The 25,295-nt window shown below is 66.7% G+C and carries 22 protein-coding genes; 17 read left to right on the top strand and 5 right to left on the bottom strand.

Going from position 1 to position 25,295, the window contains the following annotated elements; all coding sequences use genetic code 11:
• The first annotated feature begins 221 nt into the window (after positions 1–221).
• The gene (locus tag H3H39_RS16455; RefSeq protein WP_182154493.1) at positions 222–2,777 is read left to right on the top strand and encodes an EAL domain-containing protein; all 2,556 of its coding nucleotides are present in this window, start codon (positions 222–224) and stop codon (positions 2,775–2,777) included.
• A 40-nt stretch (positions 2,778–2,817) separates the two neighbouring features.
• On the opposite strand, the gene H3H39_RS16450 is transcribed toward H3H39_RS16455, so the two are convergent.
• Complete coding sequence (locus H3H39_RS16450) at positions 2,818–3,342, bottom strand: chemotaxis protein CheD (RefSeq protein WP_182154491.1); 525 nt, start codon at positions 3,340–3,342, stop codon at positions 2,818–2,820.
• A 269-nt stretch (positions 3,343–3,611) separates the two neighbouring features.
• Here H3H39_RS16450 and H3H39_RS16445 point away from each other — a divergent pair, with 269 nt between their 5' ends.
• The 8 genes from H3H39_RS16445 to H3H39_RS16410 all read left to right on the top strand — a co-directional run bounded on the left by H3H39_RS16445 (position 3,612) and on the right by H3H39_RS16410 (position 13,325).
• A complete protein-coding gene (locus H3H39_RS16445; RefSeq protein ID WP_182154489.1) occupies positions 3,612–4,892 on the top strand; it encodes a hybrid sensor histidine kinase/response regulator in 1,281 nt (426 codons plus the stop codon).
• Positions 4,889–5,506, top strand: a complete 618-nt coding sequence (locus H3H39_RS16440; RefSeq protein WP_182154487.1) for a response regulator transcription factor — start codon at positions 4,889–4,891, stop codon at positions 5,504–5,506. The genes H3H39_RS16445 and H3H39_RS16440 overlap by 4 nt, the downstream gene beginning before the upstream one ends.
• 90 nt (positions 5,507–5,596) lie before the next feature.
• Entirely contained in the window at positions 5,597–5,989 is a 393-nt protein-coding gene (locus H3H39_RS16435; protein WP_182154485.1) for a response regulator transcription factor, read from the top strand.
• 1 nt (position 5,990) lies between these two features.
• Positions 5,991–8,714, top strand: a complete 2,724-nt coding sequence (locus H3H39_RS27960; protein ID WP_229218099.1) for an ATP-binding protein — start codon at positions 5,991–5,993, stop codon at positions 8,712–8,714.
• Positions 8,714–8,920, top strand: a complete 207-nt coding sequence (locus H3H39_RS16425) for a hypothetical protein (protein ID WP_182154483.1) — start codon at positions 8,714–8,716, stop codon at positions 8,918–8,920. Before H3H39_RS27960 ends, H3H39_RS16425 begins: the two co-directional genes overlap by 1 nt.
• A 24-nt stretch (positions 8,921–8,944) precedes the next feature.
• On the top strand, positions 8,945–11,668 hold the full coding sequence (locus tag H3H39_RS16420; RefSeq protein WP_182154482.1) for a TolB-like translocation protein: 2,724 nt from the start codon (positions 8,945–8,947) through the stop codon (positions 11,666–11,668).
• Positions 11,669–11,741: 73 nt separating this feature from the next.
• A complete protein-coding gene (locus H3H39_RS16415) occupies positions 11,742–11,996 on the top strand; it encodes a YajD family HNH nuclease (protein ID WP_311196934.1) in 255 nt (84 codons plus the stop codon).
• A 753-nt stretch (positions 11,997–12,749) separates the two neighbouring features.
• Complete coding sequence (locus H3H39_RS16410) at positions 12,750–13,325, top strand: LNS2 domain-containing protein (RefSeq protein ID WP_182154481.1); 576 nt, start codon at positions 12,750–12,752, stop codon at positions 13,323–13,325.
• A 92-nt stretch (positions 13,326–13,417) separates the two neighbouring features.
• Here H3H39_RS16410 and H3H39_RS16405 read toward each other — a convergent pair whose 3' ends face one another.
• Both H3H39_RS16405 and H3H39_RS16400 read right to left on the bottom strand, forming a co-directional pair.
• Positions 13,418–14,659: a CaiB/BaiF CoA transferase family protein gene (locus H3H39_RS16405; RefSeq protein WP_182154480.1), complete on the bottom strand. Its 1,242-nt coding sequence runs from the start codon at positions 14,657–14,659 to the stop codon at positions 13,418–13,420.
• Between the two features lie 4 nt (positions 14,660–14,663).
• The gene (locus H3H39_RS16400) at positions 14,664–15,842 is read right to left on the bottom strand and encodes an acyl-CoA dehydrogenase (protein ID WP_182154479.1); all 1,179 of its coding nucleotides are present in this window, start codon (positions 15,840–15,842) and stop codon (positions 14,664–14,666) included.
• A 181-nt stretch (positions 15,843–16,023) separates the two neighbouring features.
• Between H3H39_RS16400 and H3H39_RS16395 the strand changes: the two genes are divergently transcribed.
• The gene (locus H3H39_RS16395) at positions 16,024–16,944 is read left to right on the top strand and encodes a LysR substrate-binding domain-containing protein (RefSeq protein ID WP_182154478.1); all 921 of its coding nucleotides are present in this window, start codon (positions 16,024–16,026) and stop codon (positions 16,942–16,944) included.
• Between the two features lie 94 nt (positions 16,945–17,038).
• Here H3H39_RS16395 and H3H39_RS16390 read toward each other — a convergent pair whose 3' ends face one another.
• On the bottom strand, positions 17,039–17,989 hold the full coding sequence (locus tag H3H39_RS16390; RefSeq protein ID WP_182155015.1) for a DUF2145 domain-containing protein: 951 nt from the start codon (positions 17,987–17,989) through the stop codon (positions 17,039–17,041).
• Positions 17,986–18,441, bottom strand: a complete 456-nt coding sequence (locus tag H3H39_RS16385) for a hypothetical protein (protein ID WP_182154477.1) — start codon at positions 18,439–18,441, stop codon at positions 17,986–17,988. Before H3H39_RS16385 ends, H3H39_RS16390 begins: the two co-directional genes overlap by 4 nt.
• A 192-nt stretch (positions 18,442–18,633) precedes the next feature.
• Here H3H39_RS16385 and H3H39_RS16380 point away from each other — a divergent pair, with 192 nt between their 5' ends.
• The 7 genes from H3H39_RS16380 to H3H39_RS16350 all read left to right on the top strand — a co-directional run.
• A complete protein-coding gene (locus H3H39_RS16380; RefSeq protein WP_182154476.1) occupies positions 18,634–19,434 on the top strand; it encodes a ferritin-like domain-containing protein in 801 nt (266 codons plus the stop codon).
• Between the two features lie 135 nt (positions 19,435–19,569).
• Positions 19,570–20,268: a response regulator transcription factor gene (locus H3H39_RS16375; RefSeq protein ID WP_220461574.1), complete on the top strand. Its 699-nt coding sequence runs from the start codon at positions 19,570–19,572 to the stop codon at positions 20,266–20,268.
• Complete coding sequence (locus H3H39_RS16370; RefSeq protein WP_182154474.1) at positions 20,261–21,613, top strand: sensor histidine kinase; 1,353 nt, start codon at positions 20,261–20,263, stop codon at positions 21,611–21,613. The genes H3H39_RS16375 and H3H39_RS16370 overlap by 8 nt, the downstream gene beginning before the upstream one ends.
• A 230-nt stretch (positions 21,614–21,843) precedes the next feature.
• Entirely contained in the window at positions 21,844–22,218 is a 375-nt protein-coding gene (locus tag H3H39_RS16365) for a hypothetical protein (RefSeq protein ID WP_182154473.1), read from the top strand.
• A 68-nt stretch (positions 22,219–22,286) separates the two neighbouring features.
• On the top strand, positions 22,287–23,621 hold the full coding sequence (locus H3H39_RS16360; RefSeq protein WP_182154472.1) for a TolC family protein: 1,335 nt from the start codon (positions 22,287–22,289) through the stop codon (positions 23,619–23,621).
• Between the two features lies 1 nt (position 23,622).
• A complete protein-coding gene (locus H3H39_RS16355; protein ID WP_182154471.1) occupies positions 23,623–24,789 on the top strand; it encodes an efflux RND transporter periplasmic adaptor subunit in 1,167 nt (388 codons plus the stop codon).
• A partial coding sequence (locus tag H3H39_RS16350; protein WP_182154470.1) for an efflux RND transporter permease subunit occupies positions 24,779–25,295 on the top strand: 517 nt, incomplete at its 3' end. The genes H3H39_RS16355 and H3H39_RS16350, both read left to right, overlap by 11 nt.

Genomic DNA, 25,295 nt, shown 5'->3' with positions numbered 1-25,295 from the left:
ACCTTGCCAATAATGCATGCGCTTGGAAGGCGATTGTAAGGCATCCACGCACCGGGCGCGCGCCCGCCCGGCCGCTTAGAGGCCACGCTCTAGTGTCCTGGTGCGCCTTGCGCGAGTGACTGTTTCCGTGGAGCTACAGACTTGATCTAGCGCATGGATTTTTCTTCCGGCATAAATCATACTCGCGGGAAACTCTCTGGGCGCCCACAAGGTGCAAGGCCATGCTTCTTAGTTGTGAATTCCCCATCAAGCGGCTCGTCACCCGCGACCTGCTGGCGTGCGCGCCCGATACCCCACTGCTCGACGTGGCCAAACTCATGGCGGCACGCCGTTGCAGCTCCATCCTGGTGCTCGACGGCGAGTCCGCCGTCGGCATCTTCACCGAAAGCGACGTGCTGGCGTTCGACCTGTCCAACCCGGCGTTGGCCATGCAGCCCGTGTCGTCGGCCATGAGCGGGCCGGTGCAGACTATCCACGGCGATCTGCTGGTGGGCGAGGCGGCCGTGCAGTTCAAGCGCAACGGCATCCGCCACCTGCTGGTGGTCGATGAGCGCGGCCAGCGCCTGGGCATGCTGTCCCAAAGCGACGTGGTGCTCAACCAGGGCGCGGAATTCTTCCTGCGCATGCGCGCCGTCAGTTCGATTCCCTGCCAGACGCCGCTGGTGCTGGCCGAGGAGATGGCGCTCGACGAAGCCGTGGCCGAGATGCGCCGCTGCGGCCGCGATGCCGCCATCATTTCCTTCGCGGACGGCGGCCACGGCATCTTCACCCAGCGCGACATCGTGCGCCTGATCGCCAACCACGGCGGCCCGCTGGGCACGGTGGGGGGCCATGCCAGCCGCCCCTTGCGCAGCGTGCAGGCCGGGCAAAGCCTGTACCTGGCCCGCAAGATGCTGGCCCAGAACAAGATCCGCCACCTGGGCGTGCTGGACGACGACGAGCGGCTGGTGGGCCTGCTCAGCTTTGACGATATCCTCAGCAGCATCGAGGACGAATACGTGTCCGAACTGGGCGCCGCCCTGCGCGAGCGCGACCAGGCGCTGTGGGAGTCGCGCTACCACCTGCGGCTGGCCGACCGCGTGTTCGAATCGACCCTGGAAGGGGTGATGGTGACGCGCGCCGACGGCACCATCGAACGCGTCAACCCGGCCTTCGAAACGCTCACCGGCTACAGCGCCGAGGAAGCCATCGGCCGCAACGCTAACATGCTCAGTTCCAAGCGCCAGACGCCCGAGTTCTACCAGCAGATGTGGGGCCAGCTCGCCGCCACCGGTTGCTGGCAGGGCGAGATCTGGAACCGCCGGCGCGACGGCGAACTGTACCTGGAGCACTTGACCATCTCCAGCATCTGCGACGACGCCGGCGTGTGCACGCACTACGCGGCCATCTTCGCCGACATCACCCAGCGCCGCATGGCCGAGGAACGGCTGAATTACCTGGCCACCCACGATGCGCTGACGGGCTTGCCCAACCGTTCCCTGTTCGGCGAGCGGCTGGAACACGCGCTGCGCTGCGCCCAGCGCGCCCAGCACAGCCTCGGCGTGCTGTTCCTCGACCTGGACCGCTTCAAGCTGGTCAACGACAGCCTGGGGCATGGCGTGGGTGACGAGCTGCTCAAGATGGTGGGCGAGCGCCTGCGGGCCTGCGTGCGCGAGGCCGACACGGTGGCGCGCCTGGGCGGCGACGAATTCACGCTGCTGCTGGAGGACGTGGGCGACGCGCGCCAGGTGGCCCACATCGCGCAAAAGCTGCTGGACGCGATCGGCGCACCGTTCCACATCAGCGGCGAGGAAATCTATGTCACGCCCAGCATCGGCGTGAGCATGTATCCGGACGACGGCGGCGATGCGCAAACGCTGGTGCTGCATGCCGACCGCGCCATGTACGAGGCCAAGGGCGCCGGCAAGAACAACTTCCAGTTCTACATCGGCCAGATGAACACCGACACCAACGAGCAGCTGCAGATCGAGAGCGATCTGCGCCAGGCGCTGGAACGCGATGAGCTGGTGCTGCACTACCAGCCCAAGGTGGACCTGGCCGACGGCGCCGTGGTGGGGCTGGAGGCGCTGGTGCGCTGGCAGCATCCGTCACTGGGCCTGCTGGCGCCGGGGCGCTTCATTCCCATCGCCGAGGAGACGGCGCTCATCGTCCCGCTGGGCCAGGCCGTGCTGCGCGAGGCATGCCGGCAAGGGCGGGCCTGGCTGGACGCGGGCTATGTGTTCGGCTCCATGGCCGTCAACCTGTCGCTGCGCCAGTTGCGCTGGGAGGGCTTCCTGCACGATGTGGACACCATCCTGGCCGAGACCGGCTTCCCGGCCGAATACCTGCAACTGGAACTGATCGAGAGCCAGGCCATCGACGGTTGCGAACAGTGCGAAGGCGTGCTGCAGGCGCTGGCCGGGCGCGGCATCTCGCTGGCGATCGACGATTTCGGGGTCGGCTATTCGTCCTTCGTCTACCTCAAGTCGCTGCCGTTCGACACGCTCAAGGTGGACCGTTCGCTGCTGGCCGGCGCGGGCCACAGCCGGCGCGACGTGGCCGTGCTGCGCGCCATCCTGGCCATGGCCGACGCACTCGACATGAAGGTGGTGATGGAGGGGGTGGAAACGGAGGACGAGGCGGCCATGCTGCGCACCATCGGCTGTCCGCAAGTGCAGGGCTGGCTGTTCGGGCGCGCGCAACCGGCGCACGAGGTCGAGCAGCGGCTGGCGCACTGCCCCACGGTCCACTACACGTCGCAAGCCACCCGGTCGCGGCCGCCCTCCCTGGCCAGGTAAAGCGCGCTGTCGGTCGCCGCCAGCAAGGCGGTGATGGCGGTCAGCGGGGCGGGCGGCGCTGCCAGGCTGTGGCGCAAGCGTCGCCCGGCGCCACCTGGTGGCTCCAGACGTCGCCGCTGGCCATGCTGAACACGATGCGCCGGTGGCCGCTGCCGTACAGGCTTTCGGAGGCGATCACGATGCCCCGCTCGCGCAGCAGCCGTAGCGCTTGCGCGCCGTTACGGCGGCCGATGTCCTGGCTGTTTCCCCGCAGGCGATGGGCAAACATGCTGGCGCCGCCGAACACCTTGGCCTGGCATTCCGACGGCGCCACGCCCAATGCGGCCAGGTCGCGCAGCATCAGTTCCAGCGCGTCGGCGCCGTAATGGGGATTGGGCTGGCCACCGGCCGCGCGTTCGGACGCCGGCAGCACGAAATGCGACATGGCGCCGATGCGCCGTGGCGCGTGCCACAGCGTGATCGAGACGCAGGAACCGAGCACGGTACGGACCCGATGTCCCTCGCCGCCGACGAAATATTGGCCGGGCAGGAGGAAAATGTCGGTGACTTGCTGCGCACGCTGCATGCGATGGAACTCCGCGTTGAATATGGGGGGGCACTGCCGCCGGCGGCCAGAGCCGCGCGGATGCGCACACTATAGGTGGCCGGACGCAGGCTGTCTCTTGTACTTAGGTGCAGGTTGGGGACGAACGCAATGGTGACGGAAACGCAAGTTGGCGCCGGGCCCGCGCCGCCGCTGACGGGAACGTGATGGTGCCCGCGCTTTTTTTTCGCCGCGACAAACTATTGACGCTATCATGGAGCCATTGGGACAGACGAGGCGGCCGGCATGGTATGGCGAATTCAGTGACACCAGCGTATCTTCCGCAGGAACGGTCCTCCAAGGGCGATATCCTGGTGGTGGAGGACACCCCGGCCTCGCTGCAGCTGCTGACCGGCCTGCTGAGCGAAGCGGGCTACCGCGTGCGCCCGGCGCCGGACGGCGAACTGGCCCTGTGGTCGGCCCGGGGCCAGGCGCCGGAGCTGATCCTGCTCGACATCCGCATGCCGGGCATGGACGGTTATGAAGTGTGCCGCCTGCTCAAGGACGACGCGCGCCTGCGCGACGTGCCCGTGATCTTCCTGTCGGCTTTCACCGACACGGACGACAAGCTGCGCGGCTTCGCCGTGGGTGGCGTCGATTTCATCTCCAAGCCTTACCAGTTCGAGGAAGTGCACGCGCGCGTGCAGGCCCACCTGGAGATCGCCCGCCTGCGCCAGCGCCTGGCCTACCAGAACGAGCACCTGGAACAACTGGTCGAGGCCAAGGCGGCCGAACTGGCCCAGGCCCGGCTGTCACTGCTCAGCGAGCGCCAGTTGCGCGACCTGGCCGAACGCGAGTCGCGCCTGCGCCTGTCGGAGATCGCCCACATGAACCGCAACGCCAGCGCCACCGTCTATTGCGCGGCGCTGGTGCACGAACTCAATCAGCCGCTGGCGGCCATCATGAGCAACGCCGAGGCGGCGGAACTGTTTTTGAAGATGGAGCGGCCCGCGCTGCCCGAGGTGGCCGAGATCCTGGCCGATATCCGGCGCGATGACTTGCGCGCCAGCGAACTGATACAAAGCATGCGTGCCTTGCTCAAGAAGTCGGAAGCCGTCACCGCCAGCCTCGATCTGAACGAGGTGGTGCGGGTGGCGGCCTTGCTGCTGGCCAGCGAGGCCAGGGTGCGCCAGTGCGCGCTGACGCTGGCGCTGGACGTGCCCACGCTGACGGTGGCGGCCGACCGCATCCAGTTGCAGCAGGTGATGATCAACCTGATCCTGAACGGCATGGACGCCATGGCTGAAAGGCCGGCCGGCGCGCGCCGCATGGTGATCTCAGCCGGGGCGGTGGACGGCGCGGCGCAGGTGCTGGTGCGCGACCATGGCAGCGGCTTCCAGTGCGAGCTTGGGCGGGTGTTCGAATCGTTCTTCACCACCAAGCCCGCCGGCATGGGCCTGGGCCTGTCGATCGCGGCGGCCATCGTGCGCGAGCATGGTGGCCGGATCTGGGCCGACAACTGTGCCGACGGCGGCGCCGTGGTGGGCTTTCAGCTGCCGCTGGAAGTGTTGGCGGCGGAGGGCGCGCCATGACGCCTTCGCCGGTGATCCATGTGATCGACGACGACGTCTCGTTGCGGACGGCGCTGGGGCGGCTGCTGGCCGCGTCGGGCTACCGGGTGTGCGGCTATGAGTCGGCCAGCGCCTTCCTGGAGGCCGACCCTGGCGACGGGGCGGGCTGCATCCTGCTTGACGTCCACATGCCCGGTTTGACGGGGGTGCAACTGCAGGAGCACCTGGCCGTCCGCGGCTGCATCCTGCCCATCGTGTTCCTGACCGGCAGGGCCGACGTGGCCACCAGCGTGCGCGTCATCAAGGCCGGGGCTGAGGATTACCTGCTCAAGCCCATCGCCCGCGAGGCCTTGCTGGATGTGATCGAACGGTCCTTGCGGCGCTGGGCGGTGGCCGCCGCCGCGCAAGCCGAGCTGTCCGGCCTGCGCCAGCGCCACGCCAGCCTGACGGCGCGCGAGCAGGAAGTGTTCGCGCTGGTGATTCAGGGCTTGATGAACAAGCAGATCGCCTACGCGCTGGGCAACAGCGAACGCACGGTCAAGGCCCAGCGCCAGGCTGTGATGGAAAAACTGGGTGCCGATTCCGTGGCCGACCTGGTCACCATGGGTATCAAGCTGGGTGCGCTCAAGGGCTGAAGCCATGGCCTATGGCACCAAAGGACAAGATACGGCGCCCGCGCTTTCCTCTACAGTGTGGAGTATGAGGGGTGTACAGGGAAGGCGGACATGACGGGCGCACAGACGGTGGTGGCGATCGTTGAAAACGACGCGGCGCTGCTGAAGGCGCTGGAGCGCTTGCTGCGGGCCAGCGGTTATGGCTCGCGCCTGTACGCCTCGGCCGAGCAGTACCTGGACCGGAACCAGGTCGATGCCGTCGCTTGCCTGATCCTCGATATCGACCTTGGCGGCATCTCCGGCATCGAACTGCAGCAACGCCTGGTGGCGCAAGGTGTGGCGCCGCCCATCATCTTCATCACCAGCCAGATCGACGCGGCCAGCCAGGAGCGGGCGCAGGCCCTCGGCTGCCTGGCCTACCTGCGCAAACCGTTCACTTCCAGCGACCTGCTGGGGGCCTTACAGACGGTGGATCGCCTGTACCAGCGGCCGCCGGGGCCATGACATGACCGTGCGGGAAGTGCGATGGCGCGCGTGGCTGAGGGCCGCGCTGGCGGTGCTGGCCACCGCCAGCCTGGCCGTGGCGCCTGTCATAGTCAGTGCCAGCGCAAACGCCACCGCAAGCGCCACCGCCACTGTCACTGCCACTGCCACTGCCACAGGCGCCACTGTCGCCGCGCCCGCCGCCAGCCTGGCCGGCAAGCGGGTGCTGTATCTGGCGCCCTACAGTTTTGGCCGTTCCGGCGTGGATCAGTTCACCCGCGCCTTCGCTGACGCCATCGTCGCCGGCGGCCTTGATGGCGAACATGTACGGATCGAATTCCTCAACCTGAACCGGCGTCAGGCGCCGGACTTGCGGCGCCGTCAGCAAGCCCTGTGGCGCGACCAATTGGCGGCCGAGCCGGTCGACCTGGTAGTGGCGGTGCAGCAGCCGGCCCTCGATTTCACGCTGGCCGAACTGGCCGGCATCGTGCCTGGCGCGCCCGTGCTGGCGATCGACACGGAGCCGCCGCCGGCGTCGCATGGCGCGGGCCGGCGTATCTACCACCAAGGCGCCATGGCCGACATCGGCGGCACGCTGGCGCAAGCGCTGGCGCTGTTTCCCGGAACCGAACATGTGCTGTTCACCGTCGGCACCTCGGCCGCCGACCAGGCCTTCAAGCGCCTGATTGAAGCTTCCCTGCCACGCTGGGCCGGCGCGGTGGCGGTGGAGTACACGGACGCGCTGACGCTGGAGCAGGTGTACCAGCGCGTGGCACGGTTGCCACCCCACACCATCGTCATCAACGGTTCCTACAACATGGATGTGAATGGCGCGCCGGCCACGCCGTTGCGGGTGGCGCGCGAGGTGGCGCGGCGTGCCAACGCCCCCGCGTTCAGCCTGTACGACACGGCGCTGGTGCCCGGCACGGTGGGCGGCGTGGTGCTGCAAGTGGAACACGAGGCGCATCGTCTGGCGGCGACGGCCCTGATGCTGCTGCGCCGCGAACTGCCGCAGGCCGAGGCCCAGATGGCGCGGCCGGCGGCCAGCGTCAGCGTCTACGATTGGGAGCAGTTGCGGCGCTGGCGGGCGGATCCGGCGCTTTTGCCGCCCAACACCGTGTTCCTGCACCAACCACCGGGCCTGTGGCGCCAGCACCGCGACGCCGTGCTGGCCGCCGTCGCCGTGATCGCCCTGCTGTCGCTGCTGCTGGCCGCCTTGTGGCGCCAGCGCGGCCGCCTGCTGCGCGCCGAACGGGAGCTGTTGCGCCACCGTGGCCAGCTGGAAGAGCAGGTGCGTCAGCGTACGGCCGCGCTGTCGGTGGCGCTGGGCGACGCGGAGGCGGCCAACCGGGCCAAGAACGTGTTCCTGGCCAATATGAGCCACGAGCTGCGCACCCCGCTCAACGCCGTGATCGGCTTTTCGCGCATGATGGGCGAATCGGCCGCCATGGCGCCCGACGAGAAGCGCAACCTGGCCATCATCCACCGCGCCGGCCAGCAGTTGCTGCGCCTGATCAACGACATCCTGGAACTGTCCAAGATCGAAGCCGGGCGCGCCATGCTGCAGAGCGAGGCGGTCGACCTGGGCGAGCTGGCGCGCGAGGTGCTCGACATGGTGCGGGCTCGCGCCGGACAGGCCGGGGTGGCGCTTACGCTGCGCTGCCACGACGTGCCGGCGGCCGTGCGGCTCGATGGCGCCAAGCTGCGCCAGGTGCTGCTCAACCTGATGTCGAACGCCGTCAAATTCACCGAACGGGGCGAAGTGGTGCTGGAACTGCGCGGCCTGCCGCCTGGCGTGGGCAGCGAGGATGGCCACCTGCTGGCGTTCGCCGTGCGCGATAGCGGCATCGGCATCGCCAGCGCCGACCAGGCCCGCATCTTCGAGCCGTTCTACCAGACCGACGATGGCGCAGCCAAGGAGGGCACGGGGCTGGGATTGGCCATCTCACGGGAGTTCGTGCATTTGATGGGTGGCACGCTGATGGTCGAGTCGGCGCCCGGCCACGGTTCCGTGTTCAGCTTCACCATCCCGGCCGGGGCGGAGGAGGCCAGCCGGCTGGAGCCGCCGCCGGCCATGGACGTGAGCGGGCTGGCGCCGGCGCAGCGGGGCAAGCGCATCCTGGTGGTGGACGATAATGCGGACGGCCGCCAGTTGCTGGTCGGGGTGCTGGCGCCGCTCGGTTTCGTGGTGCTGGAGGCCGATGGTGGCGCGGCGGCACTGCGCGTGCTGGCGCGCGAGGCCGTGGACCTGATGCTGGTGGACTGGCGCATGCCCGGCGTCGACGGCCTGGAAGTGACGCGCCGCTTGCGTGCCGGCGCCGGCGGCGCCCACGCGCAGCCGCCGGTGGTGGTGCTGACGGCTTCCGCGTTCGAGGAGGAACGGCGGGAAGCGCTGGCGGCGGGCGCCGACGGTTTCCTGCGCAAGCCCGTCGAAAATGAAGCCTTGTTCCAGATGCTGGAGCGGCAACTGGGCGTGGTGTTCGAGCGCCGCCCGCGAACATCGGAGTCGGAACCGGCGCCGCCGCCGCCGCTGGCCACGGCGGCCCAGCTGGCGCATCTGCCGGCGACGGTGCGGGCCGCCCTGCGTGGTGCGCTGCGCGAGCTGAACCAGCCCATGGTGCTGTACTTGCTGGCGCCGTACCGGGCCGGGCACGGTCCGCTGGTGGAGGCCGTGGAACGGATGCTGCAACAATACCAGTATCGGCAGCTGTGCGGGCTGATCGACGAGGCGGAAGCCGCACAGTGATGGTGGATGACGTTCCCCATCCCGGGCGCGGCGAGATGCTGGCGGAGGAGCGCACGCGGGCCTCGCTCAGGCTGCTCAGCGCCCTGCTGTGCGGCGCCGCTGCCGATCACGGCTGGCATACGACCGGCGGAGTTGGTGCAATTCAGTACCCATACTTTCCTGTAGTAATTATTGCCTGTATGAAAACCATCATGTACAATTATTAATTTATCAATAATTTACAGGCAACTATGGCAAATCATTACATTCGCGTGCGAGCGCTGATCGCTGCCGCCATTGCCAGCCTCGCGCTACTCGGCTGTGGTGGTGGTGGCAGCGGTGGCGGTTCCAGCAACAGTGGCAATCCCGATCCATCGCCAGGTTTCAGCGTTTCGATCGATCATGCTGAACTTCGTTTCAGCGGTGAAGAAGGTGGATACATCGATGGCCAGGCCGTACTCGGGTCGGCCCAAGGCACAACCACCGCCACCGTCTACACTGGCGCGCTTGACCTGGGCACCGCGCTCGACCGGGTAACGCAACAAGTCGTCGGTACCCAACTCAAATTTACGGTTTATCCCAAAACCAACTTGCTGGCCGGCGAGTATCGCGGCAATGTCCAGCTGTTCGCCTGCGCTGACGATAAGTGCGCCAGACATTTCGCTGGCTCGCCGGTCAACGTCGCTTACACCATCACGATCCGCAAGGGCATGAGCGTCAGCCCGACCTCCATGGCACTGGGCGCCATCAGCGGCGCGACCACCTCGCGCGAGCTGGTTGTGCAGTTGCCTGCCGGTGTGGCAGCGCCAGCCGTCAGCACGGCCGCCAACTGGTTCACGGCAAGCTACACCAGTGCCGGCACGGTGCTGATCACCACCAAGCCGATGCCGCCCGGCAGCTATGCCGGCACGGTGTCGATCAGTATTCCAGGGCGCACGATCGAGGTGCCGGTCAGCTACACGGTCCAGTCCGATGGCAGCACCCAAACCAACTTCACCAGTGACGTCGACAATCTCAGTTTTACCGCCACCGCTGGCGGTAACGCCGGCAGCCGCACGGTGAATGTGACACTGCCGTCGTGGACCACGGAACTGAACGCCGAAATTGGCTACTACACCAGCAGCAAGGGCTGGCTGACCTTGTCCAAGACCGGGGAGCGCAGCTACACCGTCAGCGCCAATGCGGCTGAACTGGGCGCTGGTACTTACGCGGCGCAGTTGGTCCTGCGCTCCGGCTATCTGACATCGCCATTGACGCTGCCTGTGACGATGACGGTGGGCGCCGCCACCTGGTCGGTCACCGGCAACACCAGCTTTAACGTTAGCGCCACCACCGACAGCGCGATCCAGAGCAGCGCCCTCCAAATCGACCTGCCGAACCTGCCAGCGCAGGGTTGGACGGCCAGCAGCAGCGCCAGCTGGCTCAAGCTGATCAACAGCAGCGGCACCACCGGCAGCACCAAGTTGCAGGTCAAGCTCGACAACGCTGCCATGCTGCAATTGCCGAACGCCAGCACCTACCAGGCCGATGTCACGATCAGTTCGGCAAGCGGCAAGGTGGCCGCCACCAAGGTCACCTTCGCGTTGAAAAAGAATTTGCCGGAGGTCAGTTTCGTCGCCCCCCACTTGCAGCTGCCGAATACACCAGGCACCTTGATCCTGCGCGGCCGCGGCTTTGATAGTGTCACCGATCTGCAAAAAGCACTGATGGTCAGCGGCTCGGCGCAAGTGGCCGGCATCACGCGCATCAACGACAGCCAGTTGCAAGTCCAGGTGACCGGCGCGGCCTCGGGCAACACCAGCTTCAGCATCGGCAATGCGATGGGCGTTAATACCGGTAGCGCAACCATGAAGGTTGCCGCACCGTCCGCCTACACTTATAAGGCGGTCGCCACGGCCGGTATCAAGGGCGGCATCGTGTATGACGAGGAGCGCAGATCGGTTTATACCGCCAACAAGACGCTGGGAACCGTGATGCGCTTCGCCTATGCCGGCGGATCGTGGAACGTTACCGCCGCCTCGCTGCCGACGATTGAGTCCGTGGCGATGGCGCCGGATGGCGCTTCGCTGGTGGCCACCGCTACCAGCGGCAAGATCGTCCTGTTCGATCCAGCGACGCTCGCCGAACAGGGCAGCTACCCAGTACCTGAAGGCGTACTGCGCGATAACGCTTACTATCCTGGCGGCCGCATTGATGGCTACAACCTCAACTCCAGCCCGACTTTGGTCATGGCCAATAACGGTAAAGCCTTCTTTACCGGCTCTGGTGGCAATCCCGAAGGTGGCCTGGCCTACTTCGACCTGGTCGACCGCAAATATGGCGGCGTTCCTTACACGACCGGTAATTTCTATGCCGCTTCTGGCCCGGGCTTGGGTATATCGGGTGACGGCAGCAGGCTCGTGTTCGGCTATCAAAGCAATGACACCAGCAATGCCATGCAATACCTGGATACCGCAGGGCAGGTGGTCAAACCGAATGGGGCAGGCATCGGCTATTGGTACAGCAGTGCCCAGAGTTTGCATGGCGAACGCCTGACCAATCACTATTCGGTCTGGGATAACCGCTTCAGCCTGATCGGCAACATCGTACTTCCCGAGAGTTTCTACGCACGTACCTCGGTATTTTCTCCAGACGGCACGCGGCTGTACGCGCTGGCCTACGCCGGCGGCCGGCAGCGCATTTATGTGCTGGACACGAGCGTCAAGCTTGTGACCAGCACCGACCTGCCGATCCTGGGCTATATCGACGTGGCGGACGCGCCAACCTGCAACGACAATTACTGCTCCGCCTGGCCACTGGGAGACATCAGCCCGGACGGCCAGACCTTGTTCTTTGTCGGTGAAGCCAATCTACTCGTCGTACCCGTTCCCAGGGCACTCAGTCCCGTGGCGGCGCGGGCGCCGATGCAGCGTGCCCAGCAGGGCGCCGGCGCCGTGCCGAAAATGATGACGCCACTGAAACTGCAACCGCGATAAGCGAACCAAGGCCACCTTTCGTGCACGGCGCCCGATGGGTTGGCCAATTAAGTGAGCCAGGCAGCGACGTCATGTGTCAGCCACGCGTGAGCGCGAATTCACGCATACCAATGTGTCGCAACTTACAGTGCACCATCGTGACCACAATCACGACAACAATCCGCCTGATGGCAGCAACTGGGAATTGCTGTGCCTTTATTGCCACGATAACGAACACTCGCGTTATCTTGAGGCCGACCGGGGACTTAGTCTGAAATTGGCCGAGGTCGCGCCGGCAACGCATAATCCGTTTGCCTCATTGGCCGGTCTGATGAAAAAGAAAGAATAAAATCAGGGTGGTGCCGACGGCGTGGATACGTACAATCGGCCAGTAACGGTCCATCAGTTGGCCAAGGACGGCACGGCTGTGGCGGCGCACAATCGGCCTGGACCGAGTACTTACAAAAATACCCAGCGTGGTTCGGAATAGTTCGGACACTGACCGCCAGGCTACCCTATGTGCCCTGGCATCCGTTTACTATACACATCAGGAATTTTTATGAACCAAGCTCAAACAACGAGAATTTTCTACCTGTCAGCGTTGGTAATCTTGTCCGCGCCAATTGTCTGGGCTTCCTTCTGGTATAACAGGAACGCATACAGTGTCCTCAGCTCGGCAGCACAGCAATTGGGCATTTATCTCTTGCCCATGGTCGTTTTTGCAGCCAGAGCTTGCCTTCCAAGAGTGAACCCTATCCCGTTTGTTCTATTCTTCTGCATTATGATTCCGCTGGTTACGTTAACCTATACCGAAAGAGGTGACACCGGCTGGATTTACTCCCTACTTGAGATTCCGGTCATTTGGACATCCGGCGTGTATTCGTGCATATCGATATCTAAGTATCTCCGTACACAGAACACCGTTTGACGCGCCGTTCAACTTGAGGTGGGGCTGACCTTGCGGTTTGAGCTGGGCGGCAGACGGGTTTTGTGTCATCATTGATGTTAATGCAAGATGGTGTATCACCTCGCCATATTCGGGATTTGCGATCTGTAACGCGTTGGACCTCATCTCGTGCGTCATCTCATCCAGGAGAACAAGATGCGTATCCTGTTACCGCTACTGGTATCGGCGCTATTGGCTTCGTGTGCGCAGCTTCCCCAAGCGCCGATTCCGGCCCCCCCACCTGGACAGGACAAGCTGGTCGTGGTTGACATAGACGGGACGCTGACGCCCGACGTCATGGCGACCAACGAGGTGCGACCCGGTGCGGCACAAGCGCTGCAGGCTTACGTGGACAAAGGTTACTCGGTCGCGTATGTCACCACCCGCTGGCCCATCGCCCAGGGCGGACTCCCCGCGTGGCTGGTCGATAACCATTTTCCCGCTGGCTTGTTGCATCCAGCTCAGACGAGCCAGGAGCGTGACGATCCTGCCGGCTACAAGGAAACGATCTTGCTAGCCTATCAAAATCAAGGCTGGAATATCGCCTATGCGTATGGCGATTCGAGCACGGATTTTCTCGCCTATAACAAGGCAGGCGTTCCCCGAGGCCACATTTTTGCGCTCAAGCGGCGCAGCGAAGAGAAATGCCTGCCCGGCGACTATCAGACTTGTCTCAATGGTTGGGAGGAGCACATGGGCTACGTCATGTCGGTTCCTCCGGCCGCGAAATGATACCCACTAAATGATGCCTACTAAATGAGGCCCACGATCTCCGTCACCGCCGGCGCGGTGGCCGGCGGCGTATTGTGCAGGTTTACACGCGCCTAGAGTATCGCTTGCTGACGTAACGCGCCTAGTTGGGCATCGTCCAGTTGCAACCACTCGCGCAGCACTTCATCCGTGTGCTGGCCCAGCGTGGGCGGCGCCAGCCGGTAGGCGACGGGCGAGGCGGCCAGGCGCATGGGGTTGGCCACCAGTGGTACTTCACCCAGCGTGGGATGCTCGACGTTGATGCGCAAGCCGCGCGCCTGCACGTGCGGGTCGGCGAACACCTGGTCGATGCGGTTGATCGGCCCGCACGGCACGCCGGCCGCTTCCAGCGCAGCGATCCAGTCGGCCGTGTCGCGCGTGATCGTCACTTGCCGCAGCTGCCGTATCAGCACCACGCGATTGGCCACCCGCTGCGGGTTGGTGGCGAAGCGCTCGTCTTTCGACCATTCCGGATGCCCGGCCACGGCGCAGAACTTGGCGAACTGGCCATCGTTGCCGATGGCGAGGATCATGTCGCCGTCGGCCGTGGGGAAGTCCTGGTAGGGCACGATGTTGGGGTGGCTGTTGCCCATCCGGCCCGGCAGCACGCCGCCGGCCAGGTAGTTCGACGCCTGGTTGGCCAGCCCCGCGATCTGCACGTCCAGCAGCGCCAGATCGACGTGCTGGCCCAGCCCGGAGCGGGTCCGTTCGGCCAGCGCGGCCTGGATGGCGATGGCCGCGTACAGTCCCGTCATCACGTCCGTCAGGGCCACGCCCACTTTTTGCGGACCGGCGCCCGGCTCACCCTCGGCCGCGCCGGTGACGCTCATCAAACCGCCCATGCCCTGGATCAGGAAGTCATAGCCGGCGCGTGCCGCGTAAGGACCATCCTGGCCAAAGCCCGTGATCGAGCAATACACCAGGCGCGGATTGAGGGCCAGCAGGGTGGGGGCGTCCAGGCCGTAGCGGGCCAGCCCGCCCAGCTTGAAGTTTTCCAGCACCACGTCCGCCTCCATGGCCAACCGGCGGATCAAGGCCTGGCCTTCCGGCCGCGCCATGTCGATGGTGACGGAGCGCTTGTTGCGGTTGGCGCACAGGAAGTAGGCGGCGGCGTCGCGATGCTCGCCGCTGGCGTTGTTCAGGTAGGGCGGGCCCCACGAGCGGGTGTCGTCGCCTTGGCCGGGGCGTTCCACCTTGACCACGTCCGCCCCCAAGTCGCCCAGCACCTGTCCGGCCAGCGGGCCGGCCAGTACGCGCGACAAGTCCAGTACCTTGATGCCGCGCAGCGGCGCGGCCCGTTGTGCGGTCGCCTCCATGGACTTAGGAGAAGGCGGCCAGGCCGGTGATGGCGCGGCCGATGATCAGCGCGTGCACATCGTGCGTGCCTTCGTAGGTGTTGACCACTTCCAGGTTGACCAGGTGGCGCACCACGCCGAATTCGTCGCTGATGCCATTCCCACCCATCATGTCGCGCGCCATACGGGCGATGTCGAGCGACTTGCCGCAGCTGTTGCGCTTCATGATCGAGGTCAGTTCCACGGCGGCCGTGCCTTCATCCTTCATGCGGCCCAGGCGCAGGCACGATTGCAGGCCCAGCGCGATTTCCGTCAGCATGTCGGCCAGCTTTTTCTGGATCAGCTGGTTGGCGGCCAGCGGACGGCCGAACTGGGTGCGGTCCATCGTATATTGGCGGGCCCGTTCGAAGCAGTCCTCGGCCGCGCCCAGCGCGCCCCAGGCGATGCCGTAGCGGGCGCTGTTCAGGCAGGTGAACGGACCTTTCAGGCCGCGCACGTCGGGGAAGGCATTCTCTTCGGGGCAGAACACGGCGTCCATCACGATCTCGCCCGTGATGCTGGCGCGCAGGCCCATCTTGCCGTGGATGGCGGGCGCGCTCAGGCCCTTCCAGCCTTTTTCCAGCACGAAGCCGCGGATCGCGCCTTCATCGTCCTTGGCCCACACGACGAACACGTCGGCGATCGGGCTGTTGGTGATCCACATCTTGGCGCCGGTCAGCTCGTAGCCGCCGGCCACCTTGCGGGCGCGGGTGATCATGCTGCCTGGGTCGGAGCCGTGGTTCGGTTCGGTCAGGCCGAAGCAGCCGATCAATTCACCGGTGGCCAGCTTGGGCAGGTATTTCTGTTTGGTCGCTTCCGAGCCGAATTCGTTGATGGGCACCATCACCAGCGACGACTGCACGCTCATCATGGAGCGGTAGCCGGAGTCCACGCGCTCCACTTCACGCGCCGCCAGGCCGTAGCACACGTAGTTCATGCCGGCGCCGCCGTAGGCTTCGGGGATGGTCACGCCCAGCAGGCCCAGTTCGCCCATTTCACGGAAGATGGCGGGATCGGTCTTCTCGTGGCGGAACGCTTCCAGTACGCGCGGCGCCAGCTTGCCCTGGCTGTATTCGCGGGCGGCGTCGCGCACGGCGCGTTCGTCGGCGGTCAGTTGTTCGTCCAGGAGGAAGGGGGAATCCCAGTGAAATGCGGCTTTGCTCATGTTTGTCTCCAGGTGGGGTAGGCCGGTGCAGGTCCGGCGTCGAATCGGATGGCACTATCTTAGTAGTGGCCGGGCACGGGCGCAAACGATTTATTCGCACTCAGATATGCATGACGCTCATATCTTGAGGCATACTGATGCCGTTGTCGCCCCTTGAACCCTGTAACCACGCTGCCCAGACATGACTAGAAAAATCCCCATGCTGCAATCGCTGACCTGTTTCGAGGCCGCCGCGCGGCACGAAAGCTACACCCACGCGGCGCGCGAACTGGCGCTGACCCAGGGCGCCGTGTCGCGCCAGGTGGCCAGCCTGGAGAGTTTTCTCGGGGTGCGGCTGTTCCAGCGCACCCGCCACGGGGTGGCGCTCACGCCGGCCGGCGCGGCCTATGCGCAGCAGGTGGCGCTGCGGCTGGCCGGGCTGGAACGCGATACGCTCGATACCATGGCGCGCCAGGGCAGCGGCGGCGTGGTACGCCTCGCCTCGGTGCCCACCTTCGCCACCCGCTGGCTGCTGCCTCGATTGCAGGATATGCAGCGCGTGCATCCAGATATCACGGTCCACATCGACGCCCAGACCCGGCCCTTCATGTTCAGCGAGGCCGAATATGACGCGGCGCTGTTTGCCGGCAGCGCCGAGCAGATCGCCAACTGGCCCGGCACGCGCGCCGTGCTGCTGATGCACGAGACGGTGGTGCCAGTGGCCAGCCCGCGCCTGCTGGCGGGGAGCAAGCGCTGGACCCCGCGCGATATCGCCGGTTTGCCGCTGCTGCAGCAAAGCACCCGCCCCGAGGCTTGGCGGCAGTGGTTCGAGGCGATGGATGTGAGCGCGGAGCAGGCCATGCAGGGGCCGCGCTATGAATTGTTCTCCATGCTGGCCACGGCGGCCACGCATGGGTTGGGGGTGGCGTTGCTGCCGGCCATGCTGGTGGAATCGGAACTGGCGCGGGGCGAACTGCAACTGGTGTGCGACCGGCCGCTGGGCGGCGCGCGCGCCTATTACCTGATCACGCCGGCCAGCGCGCATGAGAAGCCGCCGGTCGAACAGTTCCGGCGCTGGCTGCTGGCACAGGCGGGGCAGGGCGCCTCACCGGCCGGACAGTGATGGCGCGCAGCGTCTGTCGCGCGGCCTGCCGCTTCGATCGAATGGCGCCACCTCAGTCGTGTAGGGCGCCACCTTGATCGAACGGCGAAGCGCCTTAGTCGAAGGGTACGACGCGGTCGTCCGGGCCTGGCACGCAGCCGTCGGCCACCGGGCTCCAGCCGCGGTGCACCACTACCTGCTTGTCGTCGTGGCAGATTTCCACCCGCTCGCTGCCGGGCAGGCGCCGGCGCATGAAGGTTTCGATACCGGCCGGCAGGCTCACTTGCAGCCGCATGGCATCGCGGTCCGGCGCGGGGTGGTCGTCGAGGTTGAGCAGCGGGATAAAGTATGGCGCCAGCATCAGCAGGCGCGAGCCCACGTCCACCGGCTCGGGCGCGTAGCCTTGGGCGCGCAGCCAGTCCTGGGCGCGCGCGCGCAAGTCGTCCCCGTCCGCCATGCCGGCCCAGGCCACGGCCAGCATCTCCACCAGCCATTGGTTGCAGTTTTGGTAGGCCAGCCCGTAGGCATAGGCGTTGGCGCTGTAGCGTTGCGCCAGCAAGTGCAGGGCGCGCGGGTTATCCAGCAGGGCCGCCTGCAGGGGAGGGCTGGCGGCGGCCGGTAAGCGCAGCAGCGAAATGTAGCCCAGGGCCGGATCGTCCGTGCCCATGGCGAAGCCGGCCAGCCCCTGATCATAGATGCGGGGACGGCTTTCGTCGCAGGCGTAATACAGTTGGCGGGCGGACCAGGCGCCGGCATTCAGTTCCTCAACACTGTCGGCCGGCTGCGCGCGCCACGCCAGCGCCGCATGGGAATAGCGGATGCCAAAGCGCGACAAGTCCAGGCCCGATCGGCTGACCAGGGCCACGCTGCCGGCGCTGGCATCGAGTTCTTCCCGTACCACGGCGGCGAAACGCAGCAGGTGGTCCTGCTCCGTCGCGTTCAATTCATGCGGGCTGTCGCAAAAGCGCGAGGCGCCCGACAGGCCGGCGGCCTGCGCGGCACCAGCGCACGCGCAGGCCAGCGCCGCGCAAGCGGCCAGCCGTGTGAGTGCGCGGCGCAAGCTCAGATGCCGACGGGACGGGCCGCCAGTTCGCCGTACCAGTCGTCGGCCAGCACCAGGTAAAACGCTTCGCGCGTATCGTTGCGGGCGAAGGCGATGCCGTAGCTGCGGTTTTGCGCGTAGATGAAATCACCCTTGTCCAGGCGCTGCTGCTCGAAGGTCTTGCGTGGCAGGTCGAGCACCACGCGCTGCGTTGGCAGCTCGCCCTGCATGGTCACGCGGGCCATGCCTTCGCGCTGTGGGGTGTTGGCGATATCGATGATGCGATAGGCGCCATCGGCCACCTTATGGCCGCCGGACGAACTGTTGCTGGAGTCGCCCAGCGAAGTGGAGATGCTGCCGCTGGAAGCGGAACCGGCGCTGGAGGCCGACGAAGCGAAGCTTTCCGCATGGGCATTCAAGCCCAGCGCCAGCGCACCGGCCAGCGCCGCGAGACGAATAGAGGTAGAAATTTGCACAACAATATCCTTAATGTATGAACAACGCGATACCGGTTTCAACTGCAACCTGACATGATAACTGCCGCCGGGGTCAGCGCCAACATTCATACACCAGTGCCGCCGGTATTCAGCGCGGTTCGTGTACGCATGTCGACACCGACCCCGAGGTGGTTTGATACACTGCGCCCTTTTCTGCGATCGGGATGAAGCATGGCCTTGCCAAATGAACTACGCGTGTGGGCGTTGCGCTGCCTGCTGGAGTGCGATCCGCAGGCCAAGGTGGCCGCCGTGGCCGCGATGGCGACAGCCTACGTCGATGGCGCCTGCACGCTCGATACGCATGCGGCCCTGGAGGCGCCAGCCGGCGTCCCCGGCCGCCCGGCGCGTCCCGAGCTGGTGCCGCCGCGCCTCGTGGGCCGCCGTTCGATGGCGACGCTGGAAGGACGCGCCATGCTGATCCACGCGCTGGCCCACATCGAATTCAACGCCGTCAACCTGGCGCTGGACGCGCTGTGGCGCTTTCCCGGTCTGCCGGAACAGTACTACACGGACTGGCTGCGCGTGGCGCGCGAGGAGGCGATCCATTACGCGCTGCTGGCGGGCCACCTGGGCACCCTGGGCCACGTCTACGGGGATTTCACCGCCCACGCGAGCCTGTGGGAAATGGTCGAAAAGACTTGCGGCGACCCGCTGGCCCGCATGGCGCTGGTGCCGCGCACGCTGGAGGCGCGGGGGCTGGACGCGATTCCGCCGCTGCGGGCCAAGCTGGCCCAGGCCGGCGATCTGGCGGCGGCGGGCATCCTGGACATCATCCTGCGCGACGAGATCGGCCACGTGGACATCGGCAACCGCTGGTATGGCCACCTGTGCCGGCAACGGGGCGTGGACCCGGTCACCACGTATGGGGAACTGCTGGTGCGCTACAAGGCGCCGCCCATGCGCGGCCCGTTCAACCGGGACGCGCGCCGCCAGGCCGGCTTCACGGATGGGGAGTTGGACGCCTGGTCCTGAACCACGCGGCCGGACGTCGGCGGCACTGGCCGCGCCGGTTCTGCTGGCGTGCCCGATGTTGTATGATTTCCCGCATCGGGGTCAAACCGGCCCGGGATCCCAGTGAATTACACTTGACGCATTATGGAGGCGCCGTTGCATTGCCTGGTCATTGAAGACGAAACCGACACCGCGCGCTACATCTGCAAGGGCTTGCGCGAGGCCGGCTATACGGTCACGGCCTGCGCCACCGGGCAGGAAGGGCTGGATTACGCGATCGGCGCCGAATGGGACATCATCGTCATGGACCGCATGCTGCCGGGCGGGATAGACGGCCTGGCCATCGTCGAGCGCTTGCGCGCGCTGGGCAAGCAGACGCCCGTCATCATCGTCAGCGCGCTCACCAACATCGAGCAGCGCGTGTCAGGCCTGCGGGGCGGGGCGGACGATTACCTGTCCAAGCCGTTCGCCTTTTCCGAGCTGCTGGCCCGCATCGAGGCGCTGCTGCGGCGTGCCGTGCCGGGCCAGGACAGCGCCCAGTTGCAGGTGGCCGACCTGACGCTGGACATGCGCGCCATGCGCGCCAGCCGCGGCGGTCATGCCATCGCGCTGCAGCCGCGCGAATACCGGCTGCTGGAATACCTGATGCGCCACGAGGGCCAGGTGGTGACCCGCACCATGCTGCTGGAAGCCGTGTGGGATTACCATTTCGACCCGCAGACCAATGTGATCGACGTCCAGATCAGCCGCCTGCGCACCAAGATCGACAAGGATTTCCCTAGCGCGTTGATCCACACGCTGCGCGGCGTCGGCTACTGCCTGTCGGCCCGCCCACCGGATGCGGGCCATGCTTAAACTGCGCGATTCGATCGCCGCCAAGCTGGTGCTTGGTTACGGTGTGCTGGGCATGGTGTCGATGGTGGCCGTGTCGGCCGTGTTTTACGTCGGCACCATCGGCGTGCTGGACCAGAATATCGACGGCCGCATCATCGCGCTGTCGGACCGGCTGCTGGCCTCGGGTGGTGAGCGCAGCAGCGCCGCGCTGGCCATCGAAGTGCGGCGCCAGCTCAGCGACGGCATCGACAGCGACCGCGAGATCTTCCTGCTGCAGCGTGGCGATGGGCGCGTCCTGGCCGGCAACCTGAGCGCGTGGCCGGGGCGCTTCGAGGGCGCGCTGCAAAGCGCCGACGTGGTGCGCGATGGCCGCATCACCCCGGCCCGCCTGCACCGCCGCCTGCTGCCCGATGGTTCGCTGCTGATTGTGGGGCGCGATTTGAGCGAGCAGGAGGCCATTCGGGCGCTGGTATGGCGCGCGCTGGCATCGGGCGCCGTGCTGTCGCTACTGTTTACGGTGCTCGGCGCGTTGCTGTTCCGGGGGCAGATCGAGAGCCGGTTGGGCGCGATCCGTCGCACGGCTGAGCAGATCGAAGCCGGTGACCTGAGCCGCCGCATTCCCGTGCGCGGTGACGATGAATTCGCCCGTCTCAACGGCGACATCAACCGCATGCTGGACCACATTGAATTGCTGATGGATGGCGTGCGCCATGTGTCCGACGCCATCGCCCACGACCTGCGCACGCCGCTGGGCCGGATACGCGGCAAACTGGAGGACGCGCTGCGCCACGCGCGCGACGCCGGCGCGCTGGAAGGCGCGGCCCGCGATGCGATCGATGACATCGATGACCTGATCCGCCTGTTCGAGCGCTTGCTGCAGATCGCCGAGGCCGAATCGGGCGTGCGTGCGCGTCTGTTCGAGAACGTGGACCTGAACCGCGTAGCCGAAGACCTGGCCGAGATGTATGAAGCGAGCGCGGAGGATGTGGGCGCCCGCTTGTCGCTGGCGCTGGCGCCGCGGGCCGTGGTACTGGGTGACCGTAACCTGCTGGCCAGCGCCGTGGCCAGCCTGCTCGACAACGCGCTCAAGTACGCGGGGCAGGGCGCGGCCATTGTGCTCAGTACCAGCTCGCGTGAGGGCAAGCTGGCCATTGCCGTGGGCGACAATGGCCCCGGCATACCGGCCGGGGAAAGGGGCCGGGTGACTGAGCGCTTTTACCGGCTCGACCAGAGCCGCAATCTGCCCGGCAATGGCTTGGGTCTGTCCATCGTGCAGGCCACGGCCGCCTTGCATGGCGGTGCGCTGGAATTGGCCGACCATCAACCGGGCCTGCTGGCGCGCATCGTGCTGCCGGCCGCCGCCTGACCGGTGTTGCTCTATCCCCACCGCCCGATGCAAGCGTCCGGCATCCTGTCGTCAGCATCCATCGGCCTGAAGTCCGCCACCTAAGGTGCGTCGGTGCCGTGCGCCACCTTACCAATTTGTAATGTCCGCGCAAGGTTGCGGTAATGTGCGGCCCCGTACCATCTGTCCGCGCCGCCGTACCGGGTGGCGAGTGTGCGCCGGCCGCAGCCGGCGCTTTACGCGGAGCAGACATGAACACCACCCCCTTCACCTTACTGGCCTTGGCCGCGACTGTCGCGTGCGCCGCGTGCGCACCGCTGCCAGCCGCGCATGACGTGGACTGGCAGAACGGCGCCCGCCACGGCTGGATTTCCGGCTTCTACGACGCCAGCACTCCGCGCAGCGAGCTGCCGCGCTGCCTGGCCGGCGTGCCGGCCGAGGAACTGGCTCGGCACCGTTTTGTACGCATCGACTACCGCCATTCGCGCCGCATGATGGTGGAAGTGGGCGAGCTGCCCGGCGATATGCCCGTCAAGCTGGGCGACAGGGTCGAACTGTGGCCGCAGGATTGCGACCAGGGCAAGCTGTCGCGCATCTCGCGCGTGATGCCGCCGCCGGCGGCCTGACCCCGTTCGCCACCGAACCACCGGGGCGCCGCCCGTGTGGCGGACGCCCGCTACCGATTGCCGCAACCATGACTCACCAAGCTCATTCCAAGCCCGCCGCGCGCGCGCCGCTGGCCCGGCTGCCGGCCGCGCTGTGGGCGCCGCTGCTGGCCCTCTCGCTGGCAGGGGCGCCGCAAGGCGTGCGCGCCCAGGCGCTGGACTTGCGCCAGGCCGCCGCGCTGGCGCTGGCCCATAACATCGACCTGCGCCTGGCCACGCTGGACGCGGCCAGCGCCGACGCCGCCGTCACGGTAGCCGGCGCCGCGCCCAACCCCACGCTTACCCTGCAAAGCTTCAATATCAACCCCCATGCGGGCGTGGGCGCCGGCGCGCTGCGCGACAAGACCGTCGACAGCGCGATCCGGGTCGACCAGTTGATCGAGCGTGGCGGCAAGCGCCAGCTGCGTGTGGCCAACGCGGCCAGCCTGGCCACGGCCAGCGTGCAGGACGCGCGCGACATGCGGCGCCAGGTGCTGCTGCAAGTGAGCCAGGCTTATTACGACTTGCTGGCGGCTGAAGACCGGCTTGTCATCATGGACGACAGCGCGCGCCTGTTCGATCTGACGGTGGAAGCGGCCCGCAAGCGCCTCAAGGCCGGCGACCTGGCGCCGGCCGACGTGGCGCGGGTGCGGGTGGACGCGCTGCGCGCCCACAATGACGCGGCCCAGGCCGGGGCCGAGCGCTACGCGGCGCGCCAAGCGTTGGCCATGGTGATCGGCCAGCCGGAACAGGCGGCGCGCCTGCAAGTGGCGGACGCGTGGCCGGCCGTGCGCTCCGAGTCCGAATTGCTGGCGGCCGAAGAGGACGCGCTGCAAGCGGCACTGGCCCGCCGGCCCGACGTGGTGGCGGCGCAGGCGCGGGTGGCGGCGGCCGAAGTTGGCCGCAAGCTGGCGCTGGCCGCGCGCAACGCCGACGTGACAGTCGGGGTGCAGGCCGAACATTACCCGACCAGCGCCGCCAATCCCCAGGGCAGCGGCAACAGCTTCGGCATCGCCCTGCAAATCCCGCTGCAAGTGCGCTACGCCTACCAGGGCGAGTGGCGGGCCGCCGACGTCGCGCTCGAGAGCGCCCAACAACGCTTGCAGCAAGTGCGCCAGCGTGCCCGGGCCGAACTGGAACTGAGCCTGGAACAGGTACGCACGGCCGGCCAGAAGCTGCGCCTCGACGACGAGCAGTTGCTGCCTGCGGCCGGCAAGTCGGCTGACGCGGCCGAATTCGCATTCCAGCGTGGCGCGCTGGGCATCATGGATTTACTGGATGTGCGGCGCACCTATCGCAGCGCCCAGCTGGACGCGCTGGCCGCTCGCGCAGACTACGCAAAATCAGTGGCGGCCTTGCAGGCGGCCGTCTCGGAGGGAAAATAACATGAGTACTCAAGTATCTTTCAAGCGGGCCGCCGCCGCGCTGGCCGTGTTGGCCGCGCTGGGCGCCAGCATTCATTTTGTGCATGCCTCGCAGGCGCCGCACGCCGTTACATCCGCCCCGTCGGCCGCCCCTAAGCCCGTCCCCGACAGCATCAGCTTCGACGCCAATGCGCCCCAGTGGTCCTCGCTCAAGGTCAGCGCGCTGGCGGCCGGCGCCTTGCCGGTGGCCGAGCCGGTCAACGGCCGCCTCACCTACGATGAAAACCGCACGGCCCGCGTCAGCTCGCCCATCGCCGGCCGCGTGACGGCGCTGCGGGCCGAACCGGGTGACAGCGTGCGCCGTGGCGCCGTGCTGGCATCGCTGGACGCGCCCGACCTGGCCACGGCGCAGGCGGACTGGCGCAAGGCCCAGGCCGACGAGGGCCGCAAGCGCATGGCCTATGAGCGCGCCCAAGCCCTGTTTGGCGGCGAAGTCTTGGCGCGCAAGGATTACGAGTCGGCCCAGGCCGACCTGGCCCAGGCCAGCGCCGAGACGCGCCGCGCGGCCCAGCGCCTGTCTAACCTGAATGCCGGCCCCCGCGACGACGGCGACTTCGGCCTGCGCGCGCCGATCGATGGCGTGGTGGCCGAGCGCCAACTGAATCCGGGTCAGGAAGTGCGGCCCGACCTGCCCAACCCCCTGTTCGTGGTGACGGACTTGCGCCACCTGTGGCTGGTGGTGGATGTACCCGAACGGGGCGCCGGCGCGATCGCCGCCGGTCAGGACGTGGCGCTGGAGACGGACGCCTACCCGGGCGTGCAATTTCCAGCCAGGGTGGAGCGGGTAGGGCAGACGCTGGACCCGATCACCCACCGCATCCAGGTGCGCTGCGCGGTGGATAACGCCGACCTGCGCCTGAAGCCGGAAATGTTCGCCCGCGTGTCGTTCCTGGCGCGCGATGGCGCCCACAAGGCCGTGCAACTGCCCAACAGCAGCCTGTTCGTGGAAGGGCGCTATGAATATGTGTACGTGGAGGTTCACCCGGGCACGTTCCAGAAGCGCCGCGTCGGCATCGCCTTGCGCGGCCACGACACCAGCTACGCCGACGCCGGCCTGACGGGCGGCGAGCGGGTGGTGACGGAAGGCGCGTTCCTGCTGAACGCCGAGGTGGCGGCGCATGCTCAATAAGCTGATCGACTTCGTGCTGGCCCAGCGCGTGTTCGTGCTGATCCTGACGGCGGCGCTGGCCGCCTTCGGCATCCGCGCGTTCAACAACCTGCCTATCGAAGCCTTCCCCGACGTGCAGGACGTGCAGGTGCAGATTGTGACCCAATATCCGGGCCAGGCGCCGGAGGAGGTGGAGCGGGCCGTCACCTTGCCGATCGAACGGGAAATGAGCGGCGTGCCGCACCAGACGCAGCTCCGTTCCGTCACCATCAGCGGCCTGTCCGTGGTGACGCTGACCTTCGCCGACGGTACGGACGACTATTTCGCCCGCCAGCAAGTGCTGGAAAAGCTGCAGAACGTGACCCTGCCGACTGGCCTGCAACCGGGCCTGGCACCGCTAACGACGGCCGTGGGCGAAGTGTTCCGCTACATCGTCGAGGCGCCGCCCGGCATGGACCCCAACGAGGTGCGCGCGCTGCAGGACTGGGTGGTGCGCCCGCAGCTGCGCATCGTCTCCGGCGTGGCCG

Source organism: Rugamonas apoptosis, from assembly GCF_014042355.1.
Taxonomy (GTDB): domain Bacteria; phylum Pseudomonadota; class Gammaproteobacteria; order Burkholderiales; family Burkholderiaceae_D; genus Rugamonas; species Rugamonas apoptosis.
This window is presented reverse-complemented; position numbering and strand designations above follow the sequence as displayed.

What these genes read in the sequence shown, in the direction of transcription:
- H3H39_RS16455 (WP_182154493.1), top strand. Translation starts at nt 222, where the DNA reads ATGCTTCTTAGTTGTGAATTCCCCATCAAGCGGCTCGTCACCCGCGAC.
- H3H39_RS16450 (WP_182154491.1), bottom strand. Translation starts at nt 3,342, where the DNA reads ATGCAGCGTGCGCAGCAAGTCACCGACATTTTCCTCCTGCCCGGCCAA.
- H3H39_RS16445 (WP_182154489.1), top strand. Translation starts at nt 3,612, where the DNA reads ATGGCGAATTCAGTGACACCAGCGTATCTTCCGCAGGAACGGTCCTCC.
- H3H39_RS16440 (WP_182154487.1), top strand. Translation starts at nt 4,889, where the DNA reads ATGACGCCTTCGCCGGTGATCCATGTGATCGACGACGACGTCTCGTTG.
- H3H39_RS16435 (WP_182154485.1), top strand. Translation starts at nt 5,597, where the DNA reads ATGACGGGCGCACAGACGGTGGTGGCGATCGTTGAAAACGACGCGGCG.
- H3H39_RS27960 (WP_229218099.1), top strand. Translation starts at nt 5,991, where the DNA reads ATGACCGTGCGGGAAGTGCGATGGCGCGCGTGGCTGAGGGCCGCGCTG.
- H3H39_RS16425 (WP_182154483.1), top strand. Translation starts at nt 8,714, where the DNA reads ATGGTGGATGACGTTCCCCATCCCGGGCGCGGCGAGATGCTGGCGGAG.
- H3H39_RS16420 (WP_182154482.1), top strand. Translation starts at nt 8,945, where the DNA reads ATGGCAAATCATTACATTCGCGTGCGAGCGCTGATCGCTGCCGCCATT.
- H3H39_RS16410 (WP_182154481.1), top strand. Translation starts at nt 12,750, where the DNA reads ATGCGTATCCTGTTACCGCTACTGGTATCGGCGCTATTGGCTTCGTGT.
- H3H39_RS16405 (WP_182154480.1), bottom strand. Translation starts at nt 14,659, where the DNA reads ATGGAGGCGACCGCACAACGGGCCGCGCCGCTGCGCGGCATCAAGGTA.
- H3H39_RS16400 (WP_182154479.1), bottom strand. Translation starts at nt 15,842, where the DNA reads ATGAGCAAAGCCGCATTTCACTGGGATTCCCCCTTCCTCCTGGACGAA.
- H3H39_RS16395 (WP_182154478.1), top strand. Translation starts at nt 16,024, where the DNA reads ATGACTAGAAAAATCCCCATGCTGCAATCGCTGACCTGTTTCGAGGCC.
- H3H39_RS16380 (WP_182154476.1), top strand. Translation starts at nt 18,634, where the DNA reads ATGGCCTTGCCAAATGAACTACGCGTGTGGGCGTTGCGCTGCCTGCTG.
- H3H39_RS16370 (WP_182154474.1), top strand. Translation starts at nt 20,261, where the DNA reads ATGCTTAAACTGCGCGATTCGATCGCCGCCAAGCTGGTGCTTGGTTAC.
- H3H39_RS16365 (WP_182154473.1), top strand. Translation starts at nt 21,844, where the DNA reads ATGAACACCACCCCCTTCACCTTACTGGCCTTGGCCGCGACTGTCGCG.
- H3H39_RS16360 (WP_182154472.1), top strand. Translation starts at nt 22,287, where the DNA reads ATGACTCACCAAGCTCATTCCAAGCCCGCCGCGCGCGCGCCGCTGGCC.
- H3H39_RS16355 (WP_182154471.1), top strand. Translation starts at nt 23,623, where the DNA reads ATGAGTACTCAAGTATCTTTCAAGCGGGCCGCCGCCGCGCTGGCCGTG.